Here is a 20,154-nt window from a genome sequence, read left to right as displayed (position 1 = left end):
ATGGCGAAGGACGAGGTCACCGGCGTCAACGACTCGTGGCAGCACGCGGTCGAACTCTTCACCGGCTACAAGGCGCCCACACGGGACACGCTGTTCCAGAGCCTGATCGGGAACGACGGCATACCCCTGATGAAGGTGGAGATCACCAAGCAGAACAGCGTGACCTATGTCGACGTGGACGACCTCAACTGGATGTCCGAGAACGCCGGCTGGCGGATCGAGAACACCGACTTCGTGATCCCGTTCTACGCGACCAGCAGCGACAACGCCGCCACGGGCTCTCAGGTCTCCATGTACAAGGCGCGTTTCACACTGCTCGGCGACAAGAGCAGCGGCGGGCCGCCGGCCGGCGGCGTCGTGGAGGGCGGCGAGTTCAAGAGTCAGTACGACAACCACCTGGGACTGTCGGGCGCCAAGGCCACCTGGAGCACCGAGGCGCTCACGCAGTACAGCTACGGCACCGGCAGGGCCCTGGAGGCGCTGCTGTACGAGGAGAACGGCACCCACGGGTTCGGCTGGAACACCCTGAGCGTGCCGAACGACCAGGCCGTCACCCTGTCGTCGTTCGACGTGGCCGCCGACGCGTTCGACCGCGCGGCCCAGTTCTTCGTGGACCGCAAGGCCGCCGTGGACGACTGGCTCGGCCGGGTGGGCCGCGAGGAGAACGAGGCGTGGGCCGGACAGGCGGCCGGCGTCTTCTGGAACCTGATCCACACGCTCGGCAAGCAGTACGACGGCTACGCGAAGGACATGCGGCCGGCCGGGACCGTCGGGTCCGTCCAGGGCAACGAGATCCGCCAGGCGAAGACGGACTTCCGTAACGCCGTCGTGGAACTGCACCGCCGGTGGATGGACTGGGAGCTCTACATGGGCAACCCGCTCCGCTGGCTCCACGACCTGCTGATCCGTATCACCGACCACGTGTGGGAACGCAACATCAAGCAGATCACCTACAAGGTGAACAGCAGCGGCAGCGGCGCCGCGACCTCCTGGCACACCACGTACCACACCACGGCGGCCTTCGACCAGAACGCTTTCGAGCTGGGCCAGGGGCACAGCTTCGGGCAATTGGACACCCTCGCCACCTGGAAGGCGGTGGGGGAGCGGGCGATCGCGAACTGGGAGGCCTCGGTCGTCGACAACCTGGTCACCCCGGCCAACGAGGCGCTGCGGAAGATCCACAACAGTTGGAGCACCTCCGGCTTCGACCTGGGGACGGTCAAGACCAGGAGTACGGAGGATCTGTCGACCTCCTACGCCGACGACAAGGCCGACCAGGAGAAGCAGGAGCAGAAGGACTTCATCCAGTGGCAGAAGGACCAGGCGGCGGCCGCGGCGGCCGCCGCCGCGGCGGCCAAGGCCGAGGCCGAGGCCAAGGAGAAGGCCGCCAAGGAGGAACTGGCCACGAAGGAGGCCGAGGCCAAGGCCGAGCAGGAGCGGAAGGAGAAGGAGGCCAAGGAGGAGCAGGCCCGCCGCGACCGGGAGGCCAAGGAGGAACAGGCCCGGCGCGACCAGGAGCAGGACAAGAAGGAGAAGGAGCAGGAGGCCAAGCAGGAGGAGAAGGAGAAGGAGCAGGAGGCGAAGCAGGCCGAGCAGGAGCGGAAGCAGGAGGAGAAGGAGAAGGAGCAGGAGGCCAAGCAGGCCGAACAGGAACGGAAGCAGGAGGAGAAACAGGCCGAGCAGGAGAAGAAGCAGGAGGAGGCGCAGGCGCGTCAGGAGCAGATGCAGCTCCTCCAGATGAATCAGGCGAAGGCGGAGCAGGAGAAGGCGAAGAAGGAACAGGAGGCCAAGGAGAAGGAGCAGGAGGCCAAGCAGGCCGAGCTCCAGGCGAAGCAGGAGGCCAAGCAGGAGGCGAAGGAGAAGGAACAGAAGGCGGAGCAGGAGCAGCTCAGGAACGAACAGGAACAGAAGCAGGCCGAGCAGGAGAAGAAGCAGGAGGAGGCGCAGGCCGAACAGGAGGCGAAGCAGGAGGCCAAGGAGAAGGAGCAGGAGCAGAAGCAGGCCGAGCAGGAGAAGAAGCAGGACCAGCTCAGGAGTGAGCAGGAGGCCAAGCAGGCCGAGCAGGAGGCCAAGCAGGAGGCCAAGCAGGCCGAACTGGAGGCGGAGCAGGACGCCAGGCAGAAGGAACAGGACGAGGAGCGGAAGCAGGCCGAGGCCGAGTACCGGCGCGCGTCGCAGGGCATGCTCAACGGCGGCGACCCGTCGACCCGCCCCCCTGGTTCCCTGTTCCCGTCCGATCTGTCGCCTTCGGCCATCAACGGCCCCGTGTACCAGGGCGACGGACTGCTCAACCCGGACGCCGGCACCTCCCACCTGGACCCGCGCGGCCGGATCGTCACCGACTTCCCCGACGGCAGCCGCACGACCATCGACCCCGACACGCACACGGCGACCCTCACCCGCCCCGACGGCACCTCCGTCACCGGCCCGCTCAACTCCGGTGACACCCTGCCCAACCCCGACGGCAGCGTCTCCCACCTCGACGACCAGGGCCGCCTGGTCAGGGAGTTCCCCGACGGCAGCACCACGACCGTCGACCCCCGTACGGGCATCAGCACCACCACCCACCCGGACGGCACGACCAGTTCGGGCTACCTCAACGACCCCGGCGGCAGCGGCGCGGGCCCCGGCCCGTACGGCTCGTCCTCGCAGGGGACACCCCAGTACGGCTCGCACACGTACGAGGAGGAGCTGTACGACGACCTCCCGTACGAGTCGCCGCACGACACCGCGCTCGCGGGAGCGGCCGGTGACCTCGCCGGCGCGCCCATGAACGGGACCCCCCTGAACACCGGGTCGCTCCCGGGCGGCAGCGGCGGCGCCGGGGCGGGCGGGATGCCGATGGGCGGCATGCCCATGGGCGGGATGGGCGGCGCGGGCGGCGGCGGACAACAGGGACAGTCGACCTCCGAACGGGTCCGCAACGTGATCGACGGCGGGCAGGTCGTCAGCAACCGCGGCGCCCGCACCGCCACGAGCGGCGCGGCCGGCCGGCTCTACGACGACCGCGAGATCACGGTCCCCAGGAACGGCCCCACCACCGGCGGCACGCCCTTCCCCATGGGCGGCGGCGGAAGCGGCCAGGGCCAGACACAGACGCAGAGCGGCGACCGCGCCCGGGACGCCTGGGTGCAGGAGGAGGAAGACGTGTGGGGGACCGACGAGGGCGGGGCACCGGCGGTGATCGGCCGGTGAACGAGCCCATCGACCAGCGGGTGGCGCGGGCCATGGCCGAACTCGAAGCCGTACAGGCGGCCGTCGGGCGGGCCGAGAGCGAGCTGCGCCAGGCGTCGGCCACCGTACGGTCCCGGGACCGCGCCGTCGAGGTCACGGTCGGCCCCCAGGGGGAGCTGGCCGCGCTGAAGTTCCTCGACGGCAAGTACCTGACCATGAACGCAGCCCAGTTGGCGGCCTCGGTCCTCGAGGCCACCGAGCAGGGCCGGGCCGAGATGGCCCATCGGGTGATGGAGACGTTCGCGCCCCTGACCCGGCCCAGCGGGCAGGTACCGGAGTTCACCGGGATCGACGTCGACTGGGAGCGGATCTTCGGCTCGGCGTTCGACGGCGGACCCGGCAACGGCGCCTCCCGCCCGGGGAGCGACCGGCTGCGCGACGAGATCCACGAGGACCCGGACGACCGCCGCACGCGGGGGAGAGGCACGCCGTGAGCGGGGTGTTCGAGGCCGATCCCGCCGCCCTGCGGCGGGGCATCGAGGGGATGCGGGCGCTGCCGCTGATGGCGAGGCAACTCGGCGCCGACTTCCGGGCGGAGGAGAACACCTACACCGAATGGCCGGGCTGGACCGACGACTTCGCCCGCTCGGTCCGCCCCCGCTACAACGACAACAACGAGTACTGCCTGCGCATCGGCACCGCGCTGCACGACGCCCTCGACGCGCTGGTGGCCGCGACCCTGATGAACCTGGAATCCATCGAGGGCGCGCGGAACGACGCCGTCGAACGGATCGAGGACCATCGGCGGCGGACCGCGGATCCCGGCCCTGGATCCGGCGACCCCGGCGGCGGGAAGCACTGAGTGCAGGAGATCAACTTTCCCGCGGACGTCAGGACCATGCTCTGGATCCTCCTCGGCGAAATGCCGTTGGAGGCCAGGGAGAACCTGGCGTGGGAGAGCCGTTCCCTCTACACCAACCTCGGGAAGCGGATCACGGGACTGCGCGACGCCGTCCAGCGATCCGTCCAGGAGGCGGGCAGCGCCCTGCCGCCGGACGTGGCGAAGCGCTACGTCGACGGGTTGTCGCTGCTCACCGACGACGGGGGGGTGAACCACCTCCAGCGGATGGTCGACGAGCTCGACGACATCGCCGACGGCCAGACGGCCTACTCGATGAAGATCCAGGAGGCGAAGTGGGAGATCATCTCCGAAATCGTCATGCTGCTCATCGAGTTGGCGATCCTGGCCGCGCTGGCGGCCTTCACCGGCGGGACCTCCCTGTCCCAGGCGGCCCTGGCCAGGGCCCGGAGCCGCTTCGCCGTCCTGCTGGTGGTCGACCGCCTCGTACGGATGACGCACATCATGCCGACCTTCAGCGAGGCGCTGGAGGAGGCCATCCAGACCCTCGCCGTCAAACTCGCGCAGATGGCGCTGAACCCGGTGGGGCGCAGACCGCCCGGCATCGACTGGTCCGACGTCGGGAAGGCGGCCCTGTTCGGAGCGGCGGCCGGACTCTTCACCAGCGTCTTCGCCGGCGGGGCCGACTTCTTCAAGAAGCGGCTCAAGGGCGGGCCCGACCTCTTCGGGGACCTGCCCAGGAACGACCCGCTGCCCTCCAAACTCTTCGACGGTCTCTACGACCCGCCGGCCACGTTCCTGGTCCACGGCCTCGGCGAATCGGTGGCCGAGGTGTTCGTCAACGGGATCCTCACCGGGACCTGGGCCTTCAAGTGGGAGACGTTCGTCGGCTCCGGGACGAGCGGGATCTTCGACCGGGGCGCGGAGTCGGGAATCGAGGGCGCCGGTACGTGGGTGAACAGGACGTTCTTCGCGACCCCGAAGCCGGCGGGCGGCCTCAACACGCTTCCCCCGCCCGGCGGGACACGCGGCGGGAGCGCGAACGGGTCCGGCGGCGGCCCCGGAGGCGCTGTTCCCCGGGAAGGCGGCGGTCCGGCCCCGTTCGCGGCTCCGCCGGGAGGCGGCGGTCCCGACTGGTCCGCGGCCCGTGCGGGCGCCGAGGTCGTCACCCGCTCGCACACGTGGGTCGATCCCGTCTCCGCCCCGCCCGATCCCCGACAGCCCGGACGGACGACGCAGTTCGTGGTGCGGTCGAAGTTCGACGTACGCCGGTTCGCGTACGACGGCCAGTGGGTCACCGACCTGACGGTCCTGGTCGGGGCCGAGGAGGGGAACGGACTGCCGGAGAGCGTCCGGGCCGCACTGGACGCGGGGGTGGCGGAGTACCTCAACGCTCCCGGATACCGGCTGCCCAACGGCGACCTGCTCCATGTCACCGTCGAGCACGTCGCGTTCGACCCGCACCCCCACGGCCTGAACGTCCGCCTTGTCGGGCCCGGCCAGCAGATGACCCAGTCGCGCTGGTGGGCCGACGCGGAGCCCCTCGACTACGCGCACGAGATCACCCACCAACTGGGGCTGCGGGACGAGAGCCGGCACGCGACCGCTCCCCACCGCCCCGACGTCGCGGGAAGCCTCCTGGGCGACTACACCAAACCCGCCCCCGACGGGCTCGCGCAGAGCGGCCTGCGCGGCCGTCACCTCAGCCTGCTCGGCGCCCTCGTCGGCGACATCCCACCCCCCACTCCCGCCACTTCCCCCGCCCCGGCGACCGCTGCCCCGTCCGGTACGAGCGCGCCGCCGCCGCCCGCTTCCGCGCCCCCCGCTCCCGTACGGACCGAGAGCACCGCCCGGCTGCCCGGAGCCGAGCCGTACGCGCCCGTCCCGCCCAAGCCCCTCCCGCTCACCGAGACGTCACTCACCAACACGCCGCTCACCGACGTGCCTCTCGCGGCGGAAGTCCCGGACACCGAGACCGCGAAGGCGACGGACGACGCGAAGGACACCGGCCTCGAAGGCACCCCGCCCCCGCCACCCCCGCCCGCCGACCCTCCCCCCGACCCGCCGCGGAAGAAGCCCAAGGAGTGGATCACCACCACCCTCGACCGCACCCGGCCGCCCCACGTCGACCCCACCCTCACCCGCCCCCCGGACACCCGGCGGGTTCCCGTCACCTTCGACGACGGCAGCCGCATGCCCGCCTACATCGACGACGTCGAGTCGCTCCTGCCCGGCCAGCCCGACTCGATCCTGGCCGAACTCCTCCAGGCCTCCACCACCTTCGGGCACAGCGACGTCGTCCTGCGCGGCACCGTCCAGGTCGTGAGCGAGATCCGGGAGACGCTCGGGAACGACCGTCTCGTACAGCCGAAGGACAAAGAGCCCGGCGCCCCCGCGGACACCGGCCTGTGGACCGACGTGTCGCGCGCGCTCGTCGACCAGCCCAAGACCTTCACCGGCGACGGCCGCGCCTTCCCGTACACCAGCCTTCTCGGACAGCGCAGGCTGCTCACGATCTCCACCCGCCACTACGGCCGGTGGGAGAGGTTCGCCGACGACTACGGCGGCCCGAGCAAGGTGGACATGATGCACCGCGAGGTCATCACCGCCGGGCAGAGCAAGAACATGCAGACCACCACGCAGATCGCGCTCGGCGGTCCGATCGGCCCCGCGGGCGCGCTCGCCTTCGGCGGGTACGGGCGGCTCGGCCTGCGCGCCGCGTTCAGCACCAAGGTCGGCTACACGCAGACCGACCAGAGCACCTACCAGATGGAGACCCGCTCCCTCGACGGCTCGCACGTCCACCTGGACCACGTCTTCTACGAGGTCCGGGTCACCGACGTCGGCGGACAGCCCGTGGTGACCCGCTCGCGCGCCGGCGGGCGCGATCCGGCCGACTTCGGCTTCGGCGTACGGGACGGCCTCACCGCCCGGCTGCCGGACAACGTCACGAAGGTGGCGGCCCCCGGCCGCGTGCCCCGCTCGATGCGGCTCGACCAGAACTCCGCGTACCGCCTGGTGCGCACCGAAGGGTTCGGCCCGCTGTCCCAGATCCGTGACTGGGCGGCCGCCGAGATCGGCGTGGGACCCGGCTCCCACGCCCACGCCGAGCTGGACACCTTCTTCTCCACCGGCACCTTCGAGCGGCACGGCCCGGCCCTCGGGGGCGGCCGGGTCACCACGGTCCCGCTGTTCGCCGACGACAAGGAGAAGACGCCACTCGGCTTCTTCGTGGTGAAGGTGGTGCCGGGGCAGGCGACCCTGATCATGGAGACGTCCGACGCGGAGATGCGCGACATCAAGATCTCCACGGTCCGCAACGAACGCAGCCTGGGGCGGACGGCGGCCTTCGGCATCGACGGGGTGGCGGGACCGGCCTTCAACCTCTTCGACCTGGGCGACGGAGTGCTCAACCTGCGGCTCCAGTTCGGGCCCAACTTCCGCTACCTCTTCTCCGTGTCCCGCGCGGCCGTCCTCGGCGGCTCCGCGGCCGTCAAGTCGTCCGGCCAGGTGAAGGGCGACCCCACGGGGCTCTACCTGGTGAAGAAGACGGTGTACGTACGGCACGGCGGCAGCACCGCCCCGCCCCGCCGGTTCCACACCTGGAGCGTCGACCGGATGACGAGGACGGAGGCGCGCCGGCTGGCCGGCTGGGACGACGGTACGGCGCTCGCGCTCCGGTCCCCCGAGCCGTTCGCCCCCGCCTACCTCACCCGCGACCGGCCGCCGACCCTCGGCATGCACCGGGTCGAGGAGTTCACGCACGCCGACGGTCTCCGTACCCGCGACACGGGGGACGGGACGGGCGCCACCCTGCTGGACGACTTCGCCGACGACGTGATCGCCTCGCTCGCCGCCGCGTACCCGGGCCTGGTCGCGCCCCTCGACCAGCTCGCCCCGCCCTCCCTGTCCCGCAGGAGCAGGGCCGAGCGGCTCAGGGCCCTGCTGGACTCCCCGGTCCCGGCGGCGTTCGCCCGGCCCACGCCCAAGCGGTGGGGCAGCGACGTCGAGTACCGGACGGCGGTGGCCAACACCCTGGAGGTCCTGTCGGTCCTCGCCCACCAGAGCGTGGCGGGGAGCCTCGAACCGCTGACGACGACCGGCATCAGGATCCGGCTCGTCGAGGCGGGCGCCTTCGGCCAGGGACACCGCTACATCTGGCTGCGCGGCGAGCTGACCGGCCGGAGGTTCGCCGGGATCCAGAACGACCTCAAACTGCGCTTCAGCTCCATCGGCGTGGAACGGCTCGACGGCCAGAAGGGCGCCAAACGGGTCCTGGAAGGGGGCCTGGAGGGGCAGCTGTCCCTGCGGGACCCCAGCACCGACGACATCAACACCCCCCACAACGCGGGGACGCTGGCGGCGGGCTGGCGCGGCGGGCGGCAGGCCGAGGCGGAGAGCGGATTCGGCTCGACGGCCACCAACGAGCCCATGGCGATCAGTACGGGACCCGCGCACCTCTACCGCTACGACCTCACCCTCACCGTGAACCACGGGGGTTACTGGCGCTTCCGCGGGCTGCTGCGCGGCACCGCCACACTCGGACTGCTCGGGACCCAGCCGTTCGTCTTCAGCCGGCCGCAGGACGTCCTGATCGGCACGCGGCCGGACGGGACCGCCGCCCGGGGCGGTCCGCGGACCGGGCAGGTGCTGATCAGCGTCCCCGCCGCCCACGCGCCCCCGGTCGACCCGCACGCGCCGGGCGTCCCCAACCCGTACGCGCGGCTGCGTGATCCGCTGCCCACCCGCCGGCTGAAGCCCGGGCGGGCCGCCGCGCTGGCCCTGGGAGACCTGTCCCGGCCGGGTGCCCTGATCCGCCCCGGCGACCTGGCGGGACCCGTCCCCGACGGCACGCTTCCGCCCGTCGGGGGCCGTGGTTCGCGGCTGTTCCGGGAGCTTCAGCAACACCCCTTCCTGACGATGGGCGTGGTCGTGCCCCCCGCGCTGCTCGCCGCCGTGGACGACCTCGTACGCGGGGCGTCGGGCGGCGCGTGGCAACTGTCCGAGGGGGGCGCGCCCGCCCGGGAAGCCGTCCTGCGCGGCTTCACCCCGCAGAGCATGACGGCCACCTTCGACCAGAGTTCGGGCCGGCTCGGGTGGAGCGTGTCCGGGGTGATGGCCAAGTCGCCCTACACCACGCTGTGGGCGACGTTCCGTCACCTGACCGTCGTGGACGGCATCCGGCCGCTGGGCAAGGCGGTCCCCCTCGACACGGAGATGACCCTCGGCGGGACCCAGCAGGCGTCGGGGAAGATCTCCAAGTCCCGCACCACCTTCTTCGGCGGCCAGCTCGGGTACGCCAGGTCGCACAGCATCGGACCCGCCCTCCTCGGCACCTACGCCCTCGTCGCCAGTCCGTGGTCGTCGTCGGCCACGCGCAGCCGGAACGTCGTCAGGACGGTCGTGACCGACCTCAACAGGAAGGGCTTCGGCCGCCACGTGCTGGTCGCCGGGGACACCGAGCACTGGATGGCGCTCCGGTCGAGCCTCGTGGGCCGCCACGCGGTCGGCAAGCCCTGGGTGCCCCGCTCCCTGGCGGGCGCCGACGGGATGATGACCACCGTCCCCGGCGGCTGGCTCGCCCACGTGCCCGAGAAGAGCGCCTACCTGACCGGGCTGATCGACGACGGCATGGGAGGCGTCCCCCGCTACACCCTCCGAGGCTGGTCGCCCCAGCCGTGGCTGCGGGGCAACACCATCGACACGTACCCCGTCAACGCGCTCGACCCCAAGGAGGTGCTCGCCGCGTTCGTCCGCGAGGTGCGCGCCCTCGGGCTGGACGACACCGACCAGGAACGGATCAGGACCCTCGTCTCGGCGCGCGTGCTGCGCGCGCTCGACAAGGAGTTGACGGGCGGTACGGAGACGGGGGGACCCGGCAGCGGCCCGGGGTCCTCGATCCCGGTGCGGACCGGAGGGTGGGGCTGGTACAGCTTCCGGATCGGCACGCGGCACGTCCGGGCCCGGGTGCAGCTGATCCCCGGCACCCCCACCCTGGAGATGCTGGACCACGGCGTGGAGCTGGAGGAGAACCGCCGCGCCATCGAGACCGTGGTGGAGGGCTCGGACGCCACGTCCGGGAGCGACCTCGGGGTGGCGATCGGCGAGGGGGTGCACACCGGGACGAGCACGGCGGCGGGCGCGGGCCCCACCTACAGCGAGACGGGGTCGAGCCGCAGAACGGTCGCGGCGAACAACACCACGACGACGATGACCGTGCACCGGGTGGCCTCGACGGAGCCGTACGCGGTGACGTCCACGCCGTACCGCATGCGGATCACCCTGGAGGTCGACGAGACCGCGGGGAGCACCCCCGGGGAGGCGGAGGGCCCCGGGTCCGCCGCCCCGGAGCGCGGCCGGTTCAGGGGCAGAAGGACGATCGTCGAGGAAGGCGACGTCGGGACCCTGCGCGAGAACGTCCCGCTCAGCCTGATGGTCCCGGACGGGGACACCGGCCCGGACCCCTCCGCGAGCGGCGGTACGGACGGGGCGGCGGACGACTGGCTGGCCCCTCCCGCGCTCGACGGCCTCGCGCCGCCGCGACTGGGCCACGACCCGAGCCTGCTGGGCCCCGACGTCCGGCGCGCGGACGGCACCACGGGGCCGTTCACCTGGCCCGGGATCGGACTCGACGTCCGCGGGTTCGTCGGAAAGGCGAACCTCCGGGCCGCCAACAACTACGCCATCAAACGGTCCTACGACGCGGGGTTCTCGCTCGACGGCCCCGACCCGCTCGGCCGCGCCAAGGACACCGGGCTGACCCGGCTCGGCACCGGCTCGGCGCAGGTGCTGGAGGACGGTACCGGCGACGCGGCGCTCGCCGCGTACTTCCACCGGGCGGTGACCGTCCAGGCGTACCAGGTCGCCGGGCTGACCGAGAAGTCCCTGGCCGGTACGGAGACCGCGCGGCTCGACCTCTACGCCAAGCCCGACTTCGGCGGCGCCCGGCTGCTGACCGTCGCCGACGGCATGAAGATGGAGGTCATCCGACGCGTCAGCAAGGGCGCCGGCACGTCCGCCGGCCAGGAGAACACCCAGGACACCGCCCTCGGCGGAGGCGTCCTCGTCAGCTCCGAGCACACCGGGCTCAACCAGTTGGGCGTCTCCGGCACCGGCCCCTACGACTCCGGCGGCGACAGCGTCACCGTGGCCACCGACCACCTCGCGTCGATCAACGTCAAGCCGAAGACGGGCCGGTCCTTCCTGTTCGCCGTCCCCACCCGCTGGCTCAGCGTCGCCGACGTGCACCGCGGCACGAAGGACACCGCCCTCGGCCGATGGGTCCGCGGGACGTTCGGCGCCGCCGCGTCCACCCTCAGCACGGCCAGTTCCGACACCTACGCCCTGGCCTGGATCCGGGACGACATCGCCAGGGAACTCGGGCTGATCACCGACCGGAACTTCCCCCCGGGGGTCGACGCGGCCTGGGACGCGGTCACCACCGCGAGCAAGGCGTGGATCGCCGCCGACACCGCGTACTGGGACCGGCGCAGGACCGCCGTCGACCTGATCGCGGAACGCGACACGGCACAGGCCCGGTCGGACGCGGCGCGCGCCCGCGTCCAGGCCACCCAGCCGCCCCGTGACCGGGCGGCGGCCGCCGTCACGGCCGCCGCGAACGCCGTCACCGACGCGCGGCGCGACGCGGCCACCGAGCGGGCGGCGGACGACCTGCTCGTCACCGCGGCGCGGGAGGCCCTGGACGCCGTGGACGACTCCCGACCCGACCACGACGGCTGGGCGGAGATCCTGGACGCGCAACGCGACGCCGCCGGGGCCGCCCTGGCGACGGCCGAGCGGGAGACGGCCGGGCGCCGGCGGGCGGCGGACCTCAGGATCCAGGAGGCCGGGGCCGGGAAGGCCGACGCCGACCGGCGCCTCGCCACGCTGGACACCGCGCTCGCGGACGCGAACGCCGACGTGGCCGCGTCCACCGCGCGGCGCGACACCGCCCGCACCGCGCTCGCCGCCCTGCGCGCCGAACTCGACGGCCTCCGGGACACGGCGGAGCGGGCCGCCGCGGAGTACCACCGGGTGCGGGCGGCCACCGACCGGCTCACCCGCTGGCACCAGCGGGCCGCCGCGCACGGCGCCCCGCCGCCGCCGGGCGCCCCGCCCGAGCCGCCCGCCGTCACCTACCAGGCTCCGCCCAAGGCGCCCGACCCCGCCGTGCCCCCGCGCCCCCGGTACACCAGGACCGACACGGCCGCCGGGCGCGAACTGACCTCACCCGCCCAGGAGCGCTACCTCCTGGGCGAGGTGCCCAGGGACGGGGACGCCTTCCTGCACGCCCTGATCGCCGCGCTCCACGCGGCCGACCCCGGCCTGCTCGCCGACGCGGGCATCGACCCCGGCGACCCGGCGGCGGCGCTCGCGCGCACGCGGCTGCTCCTGGCCGCCCGGCTGGCCGACCCGGCGGACGCGGACCTGCTGGACTGGCTGGCACCCGACGACACCGACACGTTCACCGAGGCCGAGGTGGCCGCCCTGGCGGCGGACGCGGCGACGGACCTGGGCCTGGGGGCGCCCGGTGGGACGAGTGCGCCGCGGCGGGAGTTCGAGGCGCTCGGCGGGGTGCTCCCGCACTCCCTGGACCTGGGCCCGGCGGCCCGGGCCGCGCTGACGGCGACCCAGGTCACCCGCCCGCCGGCGGCCGGGCGGACCGTGTGGGACGACGCCGCCGCGGACCTGCTCCCGATGCTCGCGGCCAGGACGTTCGGCGTACGCGTGACGGTGGTGCTGGAGGACGGGACGGCGCTGGTCCACCCCGCCGTACGCCGTGACGGTGACACCGGATTGCTCACCGTGCTCCAGGACGGGGCCGAACACCGCGTACGCGACGTGGTGTTGAGCCTGGAGGACCGGCACTACCGGCCGGCGGTGCCGGTGGGGAGCGAGGAGCGGACCCCCGCTCCGAAGGACGCGGAGGATCCGGTGCCGCCGAAGGGCGCGGAGGTTCCGGTGCCGCCGGAGGACACGGCCGTACCCCCGCCGTCCACGGACACCTCGGAGGCTCCGCCTCCGCCCCCGGTGCCGCCCCTGGTGTCGCCCTCGCCGAAGGGCGGTTCCGGCACGCGGGTCGCGCCGCCCGCGCGGGGGGTGCCGGTACGGGTGCCGGCGACGGGCGAGTGTCTTCTGTACTCGTTCCTCGCGAGCGACCCCCGGACGGTCCGTGACGCCCTGCCAGGAGCGGCGGCTCTCGACCCCGAGACGTACGACTGGCTGGGCGACCCCGTCCGGGTGCGCCTCGAACTGCGCGCCCATGCCCAGGCCCACTCCGCCACCGGAGTCCTGCCGCCCGGCCGGTCGCGCGCCGTCGTGGACGCGATGCGCTCCTTCGTCGCCGCGTACGTACGGGACTCCGGGGGCCGGCTCCCGGCGGAGGTGCTGGGACAGCTCCGCCGGACGACGACCGCCCCGTTCGCCGCGCGGGTCGCCGGCCTGCGGCGGGACGCACTGGTGGAGCTGCTCGTCCACCACGGTGCCGACCCGGACACCCTCGGACCGCTCGACGAGGGCCGGTTGAGGGACGAGTTGCTCGCCGTGCGCACGGCGAGCACGGCGCCCCTGGACGACGTCGAGTTCCGTGAGCTGCTGCACGCGGTGGAGCACTGGCGCGACTTCTGGAGCGACGCGACGGGCGAGGCGTTCCTGCCGCTCCTGGCCCACGCCCTCGCCGTACGGGTGGATGTCGCCCGGGACGGCACGCTGGTCACGCAGGTCGGCCCGGACGACGCGGCCCGGCGCATCGAGGTCGCCTACAACGGCAGCGACCACTACAACGGGGCTGTCCTGTACGGAGGTTCCGTCCTCCCGAAGCGCGTCAAGCCCGAGGAGCGGGACACGGAGGGCGACGTCAGGCTGAACCCGCTCTGGACGCCGCTGGACGAGGTCGACCCCGATCTGCTGGTCACGGCGGGCGAGGACGCGGTGTGGCTCTACACCGTCACCGAGGACGGCCGGGTCCTGGTGGGGAGCGAGCGGCCCAGCGCGATCATCACCCCGGAGCAGTTCGACGCGCTGCTCGCGGGGATGCGGAGCAGGCACCGGCGCCGCAGGAGACGAAGGCGCGCGATGACGGCGGACAAGCTGCGCGCCTGCCTGGACGGCCTCGGCCACACGGGCATCGCCGCCGGGTTCGCCGCGGAGGGCCGCACCCGCCCGGGCAGGAGCCGGGTGTCCGGCGAGTTCCGCTGGAACGCGGAGAGACAGCGGTGGACCGTCAACGACAAGTCGGGCCGCTACATGAGTGACCAGGTCAGGCCCGGTCTGGACGCGGCAGAGGCGGCGGTCTGGCTGGAGAACGTCGCGCTGCTGTTCAGCGACCGGCTGGGCGTGGTCGTCGTACCGGACCAGGTGAAGACCGCGGCGCCGGAGCGGCACCCGCCGCCCGTGGCCGCCTCTTCCTCCGCCGTGTCCGCCGGCGCCGTGGGCGATCGCTTCGCCGACGCCCTGCTGGAGGCGATGGGGACGGTGGACGCGCTGGGGGACCGGAGACCGGACTGGTTCCTGCCCGAGGACGATCTACCGACCGCCCAACTCACGGCGGTCGGAGTCCCGTTGACGGCGGGCCAACTCGCGGAGTCCGTTCTCCTCGGAGGCACGCTCAACACCGCCGGCCTGAACCTGACCCGACCACAGCAACTGCGCCTGCTCCTGCGGCGCGGCAGTCCGCCCGCGCGCGAGAACGTCGACACGACGGCGGAAGCCCTGGCCCAGGCACTCGGGATCGTAATCGAGTGGACGGGCGCGGACGGCGTGGTGCGGCGGTACGGCTCGGGGAGCGGTCCTGTCGTGCGGTTCTCCTTCGACGCGTGAGAGGCCGCGCACCTGGTGGACGCCGCCTGTTCATCTACTCTACACGCACCAAATGCCTTTACGTCCGGGGCTGTTGGGTCTCATGGGGGCGAAGTGCGTACGCTGTGACCGATGTTGGCTGTGCCCGAGACCCGTGAGGACCGTATGGATGAGTCCGGAGCCGCCCGGTGAGCCGGTGGGCCCTGGGGCGCAAGGGCCCTTCCCGGCGGCAGGGGCCGCCGCCGCCGCCCGCCGCGCCGGCGGGGACGGGGGCCGGCGCGGGGGACGCCGGGGAGGCCTTCGTCGTCGAGGAGTACGACAACATCCGGCTCCTGCGGCTGTCGTCCGACGAGACGCTCGGCCCCGGCGAGATCGACGACCTGGCGCACTCCCTCGCGTCGGACGACGACTTCACGGTGACCGTCGTGGCGGGAGCGGAGGCGTCCGGCGGCGCCCTCTGGACGCGGGTCGGGGCGCTGTTCGACTCCCTGCGCGAGGAGGACGTCACCACGGTCCGCCTGGTGATGTCCGGCGCGGGTGACGACCGCCCCGGCCGGCCCGCCGTCGCGCGCCGCATCGCCGACGCGTGGGGCCTCGACGTGATCGCCCCCGACGGGACGGTCCTGGTCGTACCGGGCGGCGGGCTCTTCGTCTCCGGCCGGGACCCCGACTCCGGTACGGAGTGCGGCTGGTGGCGCTTCTCGCCGGGCGCCGTACCCGTACCGCTGGGCGCGCGCCAGCCCGCCCCGGCCTGGCAGCCGCCGCCCGGCACGCTCCCCCGGCGCACGAAGGGCGGCTGCGTCGTCGAGCAGATACCCGCCGGTGTGCTCGTCCGGCCGGGAGGCGCCCTCGCGCCCCGGCCGGGCGACCTGTGCTTCGCGGTCCCGGCGGACCGGCGCGGCCCCACCGTCCTGGTGGGTGTACCGGACGGCGAGGACGTGCTCGCGGCCGACGTGCGGGAAGTGGTGGAGGCCCTGCCGGCGGCGGCGCGCTCCCACGTACGGGTCGCGCCGGGCGGGCGCCGGGACGTCCTGCCCCTCGGGCAGTCGCTCGCCGACACCCTCGGCGCGGAGGTCGTGGTGCACACCGGCCTGCCCCTGCTGTCCCACGGTGACCCCGCGGGGCGGAACCGGGTGCGGGCCACCTTCGCGGGAGCGGACGGTGTGCCGCTCTGGCACCCGTACGTCGACGCCGTGACCTGCGTCCCCGAGGCGCCCACGCGACTGCTCCGCTGGAGCCCGCCCGTACCCGGGCGCGCCCACACCGAACACGGTGTCGTCCGCCTGTCCGACCGCTGGCAGGTCACGGTGACCCGGGCGGGTCTGTGGGTCGGCGGACGCGACGGGCAGCCGTTGCCCTCACCGGCGGCGCGGCCCGTGTCGGCCGACGGACCGGTGATCGAGCTGGGCCGCCCGGGGGAGCGGCTCGACCTGTCGCTGTGGCCCGAACTGTCCAGGCTGCTGGCGGGACTTGGCGCGTCGGTGTGCGAGCGCGCGCGACTGCACGTGCACGGTACGGCGGCGGACGGCGGCCGCGAACTGCGCCGCCTGGCGGGCGCGCACCGCCTCAAGAGCGTCCGCTTCAGCACCCGCAGGGCGGCGCCCGCCGGCGCCCCCCTGCCGACCGGGGCGACGGCGCCGCCCGTTGCCGTGGCACCGGGCGCCAGGCCCGCGAGCCCGCCGACACCCGGCCCGGCGTCGCCGGGCGGGGCGGCGCGCGGCCCGGTGGTGTCGGGCTCCACCCCGGCCCGGCCGCTGCCACCCCGGACCACCACGTCCGGCTCGGCCCCGGCGTCCCCCGGCGCGGCCCGCGGAGTGCTGGCCCAACTGGCCCAGGAAGAAGCCACCTCAGGCGGCCCGAAGGGACGCACCCGAAACAACCCCGCCGCCCCGGCGCCGGCCCCGTCGACCGCCGCCACACCCGCCTCGCACCCCGCTGGTGCGGTGGCTTCGGCCACGGGGAGCGCCCCTGCGGGACAGCCAGCGGGTCCGCACACTTCGACGGCCGCCGCCCCCGCCTCGCGCCCTGCTGGTGCGCTGGGTTCGGCCGCGGCGGCGGAGGCTGCGGGGAGCGCCCCTGCGGGATCGTTGACCGGTCCTTCGGCCGGTCCGCGCGCTTCGACGGCTGCGGCGCCGGTCTCGCGCCCGGCCGCGGAGAGCGGTCCTGTGGGACCGTTGGAGGGTCCTTCGACCGGTCCGCACACTCCGGCGGGTGGCGCCCCGGCCTCGCGCCCCGCTGGTGCGCTGGGTTCGGCCGCGGCGGCGGAGGCTGCGGGGAGCGGTCCTGCGGGACCGCTGGCGGGTCCTTCGGCTGGTCCGCGCGCTTCGGCGGCTGCGGCGCCCGTCTCGCCTCCCCCTGGTGCAGTTGGTTCGGCCGCTGGGAGCGGTCCTGCGGGACCGTTGGCCGGATCTTCGGGCGGTCAGGACATTCCGGCGGCTGCCGCGCCCGCCTCGCGCCCCGCTGGTGCGGGGAGTGCGGCCGCGGCGGCCGCGGAGACCAGTCCTGCGGGACCGTTGGCCGGTCCTTCCGCCGGGCCGCGTGCTTCGGCGGGTGCCGCGCCCGCTTCCCCCGATTCGGGCCTCGCGGTGGGTTCCGCACCGGAACCCGCACCTGCACCGGAACCCGCGCCCGCGCCTGCGGCCGCACCCGCACCGGAACCTGCACCCGCGCCTGCGGCCGCGCCCACGCCCACGCCCGCTCGCCCGGCCGCCACGTCCGGTCCGGCCCCGGCCGGGGGTTCCGCCGCCGGCCCGGCCGGTACGGGGGCCCTGGCTTCCTCCGCCCCCTTGCCGGGACCGGCCCAAGCGCCTGTCCCGGAGGCGGCCACCCCCGCGAGCCCCGCGGAGTTGGCGGCGCCCGCCGAACCCGGCCCCCCGGTACGGCCGGTCCTGATGAGTTCCGCCCCCGGGGCCGCCGAAGCCCGCCCGTGGGAGCCGGCCGCGCCGAGCACCCCGCGCGCGGGTGCGGGTGCGGGCGTGACTCGTACCGCCCCCGCGAGGGAGACCGCGGCCCAGGAGCGGCCGACACCCCTCGTACCCCTGGTACTTGAGCCCGTCCCCTTCCTGCCCGGTCACGTCAGCACCGAGGCGGAGCGGAACGCGTTCCGGGCGCTGGCGGACTCCCTGTGGGAGCGGTACGGCGCGGCCGTGTCCCGTACCCTCACGCGCATGCCGGCGCTGCGCGGACACGAGCAGGAAGCGGCGCGCGCCGACCTGATCGCGCTCCAGCTGTACCTGCGCACGGAGGAAGGCCCCCTCGGTCACGCCGAGTTGGGCGACTCGCTGCGTTCCGGCGAGGAGCGGTTGCTGCCGTACGCCGCGTGCGTGGCATCCGGCCTCCGCCGCATGCCGTCCTTCCGCGGACTCGCGGTGCGAGGCGGCGGCGCCCCGGACGCGCCCCCCGAGGCCTCCCCGCCGCCCGGGCGCGTCCTGCGCGGCCCCGGACCGCTGAGCACGCTGACGTTCGACGGCAGCGGCCGCGCGCCCGCCGGAACGCGGTACGCCATCTGGTCCGTCACCGGCCGGCGCGTACGCCACCTGCTCGAAGCGGCGGGCGCGTCCGGGTCCGACGCCCCGCGCGAGGAGGTCGTGTTCGCGCCGGGTACGGCGTTCCGCGTCCTGGACGTCCGGCCCGACGGCCCGTCCCGACTGACCCTGCTACGGGAGCTCCCCGTACTCCCGCCGGCGAACCCCGCCGGACCGGAACCTCTCGACGACCAGGACCGGGCCGTACTCGCCCGGATCGACGAAGCGCTCGCCCGTCGCACGACGGAGGCCGGCCGGTTCGCCTGGCCGGACCGCTGCGCCGGGCCCGTCGCCCCTCACGGCAACCGAATGGATGACTGATGTCCGAAGAAGCTCAGCCCACCGTGCGCCGGGCCACCGCGCTGCCGCGGGTGACGGGGGAGTCCGCCCCCGCGCTGATACCGGGCGGCAGCGCCGGGGCGGCCCCGGCGGCGGCCGCCGCTTCCGGCCCCACCGCTCCGGAGGAGGAGGCCGCCGCCCCGCCCGCCGCCACCCCCGAGGCGACCCGCCCGTCCCCGCCCCCGGCACCTGACACCGCCGCGCCGATCACCGCGCCCGCGGCGGGAACGGCGGCCGCCGCCACGACCACGGCGACGGCGGGCGCGGCCCGGACGGGCACCACGAGCGCGACCCCCACCGCACCGGCCACCCCCGCCACGCCCGCCGCCTCCCCGGCCTCGGCGGCGGCGTCCTCGGGGCAGGCCCCGCCAGGATCCGCCGCGGCCACGGTGGAAGGCGGCGAACCCCCCTCCCGGCGCCCCAACAAGCCCCTGCTGGCCGCCGCGGGGATCGGTGGCACGCTCCTCATCGGTGTCCCCTTCCTCTTCATGGGCCTCCCCGGCGACGACCGGCAGGAGTCCACCACCGCCTCGCGCCTGTCGTCCGACACACTGCTGCGGGACGACGACGCCGCCCCCGCCGGTGGTTACGCGCCCGCCTCCCCCTCCACCTCTCCCTCGGCGTCGGCCAAGGACAAGGCCAAGACCAAGGCCAAGGTGAAGGCCGCCGCCGTGCCCCGGTCCGAGCCGTCCGTCACACCGACGCCGACGGCGAAGTCCCCCGGGAGCGAGCCCGGGAAGACCGGGAAACCGAGTCCGAAGGAGACCCGGGCGAAGGCGCCCCGCACCCCGGCCCGCGCGGGCGGCGCCCTGCCGGTGAGCGCGAACTTCGACACGGTCACCGGCGTCCTGGTCCGGAATGTGCTGACCGGCCTGTGCGCGGACGTCCCGAACTACGGCAACGGAAAGCCGGACGGCCCGGTCAATCAGTTCACCTGCGACAACTCCACCGGCGACAACCAGCGTTGGGACCTCGTGGTGGTCCGGCCGGGCGGCGGTCCGGCCGGCGCCGACCTCTTCAACGTCCGCAACAGCAAGGACGGCTACTGCCTCGACCTGCCCAACTTCGGCGGCCAGCCGGCCAGCACCCCCGTGTCCGAATGGCACTGCAACGGAACCACGTCCGACAACCAACTCTGGTACCTGGAGAAGAAGTCGAGCGGCAAGTTCTGGATCCGCAACCTCTCCAGTGCCAACAGGTGCCTGGACGTGAACGGTTACAACGCCGGCAAGGACGCCCGCCTCACCATCTACGGCTGCGCCCTCAACGACGACCACCTCTGGTCGTTCGTGTAGGGCCACCGGTTCCCCTTCGTTCACCTCCGCACCCCCGCGGCGCAAGCAAGGGGTGCTAGGCCCTGTCCGGAGTCGGCTGCTAGCATCAACAGCTCCTCCGGCTGCGGGTGTTGCGGCAGCCGGCCGCGGAGACGATGCCCCCCTCGACGCCGTACGGCGCACGCCG

General features: G+C 74.0%; 6 protein-coding genes. All 6 read left to right on the top strand.

Annotated elements, in window-relative coordinates:
• The 6 genes from HA039_RS06910 to HA039_RS06885 all read left to right on the top strand — a co-directional run bounded on the left by HA039_RS06910 (position 1) and on the right by HA039_RS06885 (position 19,988).
• The gene (locus tag HA039_RS06910) at positions 1-3,195 is read left to right on the top strand and encodes an AAWKG family protein (protein WP_167025316.1); all 3,195 of its coding nucleotides are present in this window, start codon (positions 1-3) and stop codon (positions 3,193-3,195) included.
• Positions 3,192-3,668, top strand: a complete 477-nt coding sequence (locus tag HA039_RS06905; RefSeq protein WP_243869237.1) for a YbaB/EbfC family nucleoid-associated protein — start codon at positions 3,192-3,194, stop codon at positions 3,666-3,668. The genes HA039_RS06910 and HA039_RS06905 overlap by 4 nt, the downstream gene beginning before the upstream one ends.
• The gene (locus HA039_RS06900; protein ID WP_167025313.1) at positions 3,665-4,036 is read left to right on the top strand and encodes a hypothetical protein; all 372 of its coding nucleotides are present in this window, start codon (positions 3,665-3,667) and stop codon (positions 4,034-4,036) included. Before HA039_RS06905 ends, HA039_RS06900 begins: the two co-directional genes overlap by 4 nt.
• Positions 4,037-14,851 carry a WXG100-like domain-containing protein gene (locus HA039_RS06895; RefSeq protein ID WP_167025310.1) on the top strand — a complete coding sequence of 3,605 codons (10,815 nt, stop codon included), beginning with the start codon at positions 4,037-4,039 and terminating at the stop codon, positions 14,849-14,851.
• Positions 14,852-15,018: 167 nt separating this feature from the next.
• Positions 15,019-18,675 (top strand): hypothetical protein, encoded by a 3,657-nt coding sequence (locus tag HA039_RS06890; RefSeq protein ID WP_167021931.1) that lies wholly within the window; start codon positions 15,019-15,021, stop codon positions 18,673-18,675.
• The gene (locus HA039_RS06885; RefSeq protein WP_167025307.1) at positions 18,675-19,988 is read left to right on the top strand and encodes an RICIN domain-containing protein; all 1,314 of its coding nucleotides are present in this window, start codon (positions 18,675-18,677) and stop codon (positions 19,986-19,988) included. The genes HA039_RS06890 and HA039_RS06885 overlap by 1 nt, the downstream gene beginning before the upstream one ends.
• Positions 19,989-20,154: the final 166 nt, after the last annotated feature.

The sequence above is a fragment of the Streptomyces liangshanensis genome (assembly GCF_011694815.1).
In the GTDB taxonomy this organism is placed as follows: domain Bacteria; phylum Actinomycetota; class Actinomycetes; order Streptomycetales; family Streptomycetaceae; genus Streptomyces; species Streptomyces liangshanensis.
This window is presented reverse-complemented; position numbering and strand designations above follow the sequence as displayed.

Excerpts from the sequence above, each read along its gene's own strand:
- HA039_RS06910 (WP_167025316.1), top strand. The coding sequence starts at position 1 with ATGGCGAAGGACGAGGTCACCGGCGTCAACGACTCGTGGCAGCACGCG.
- HA039_RS06885 (WP_167025307.1), top strand. The coding sequence starts at position 18,675 with ATGTCCGAAGAAGCTCAGCCCACCGTGCGCCGGGCCACCGCGCTGCCG.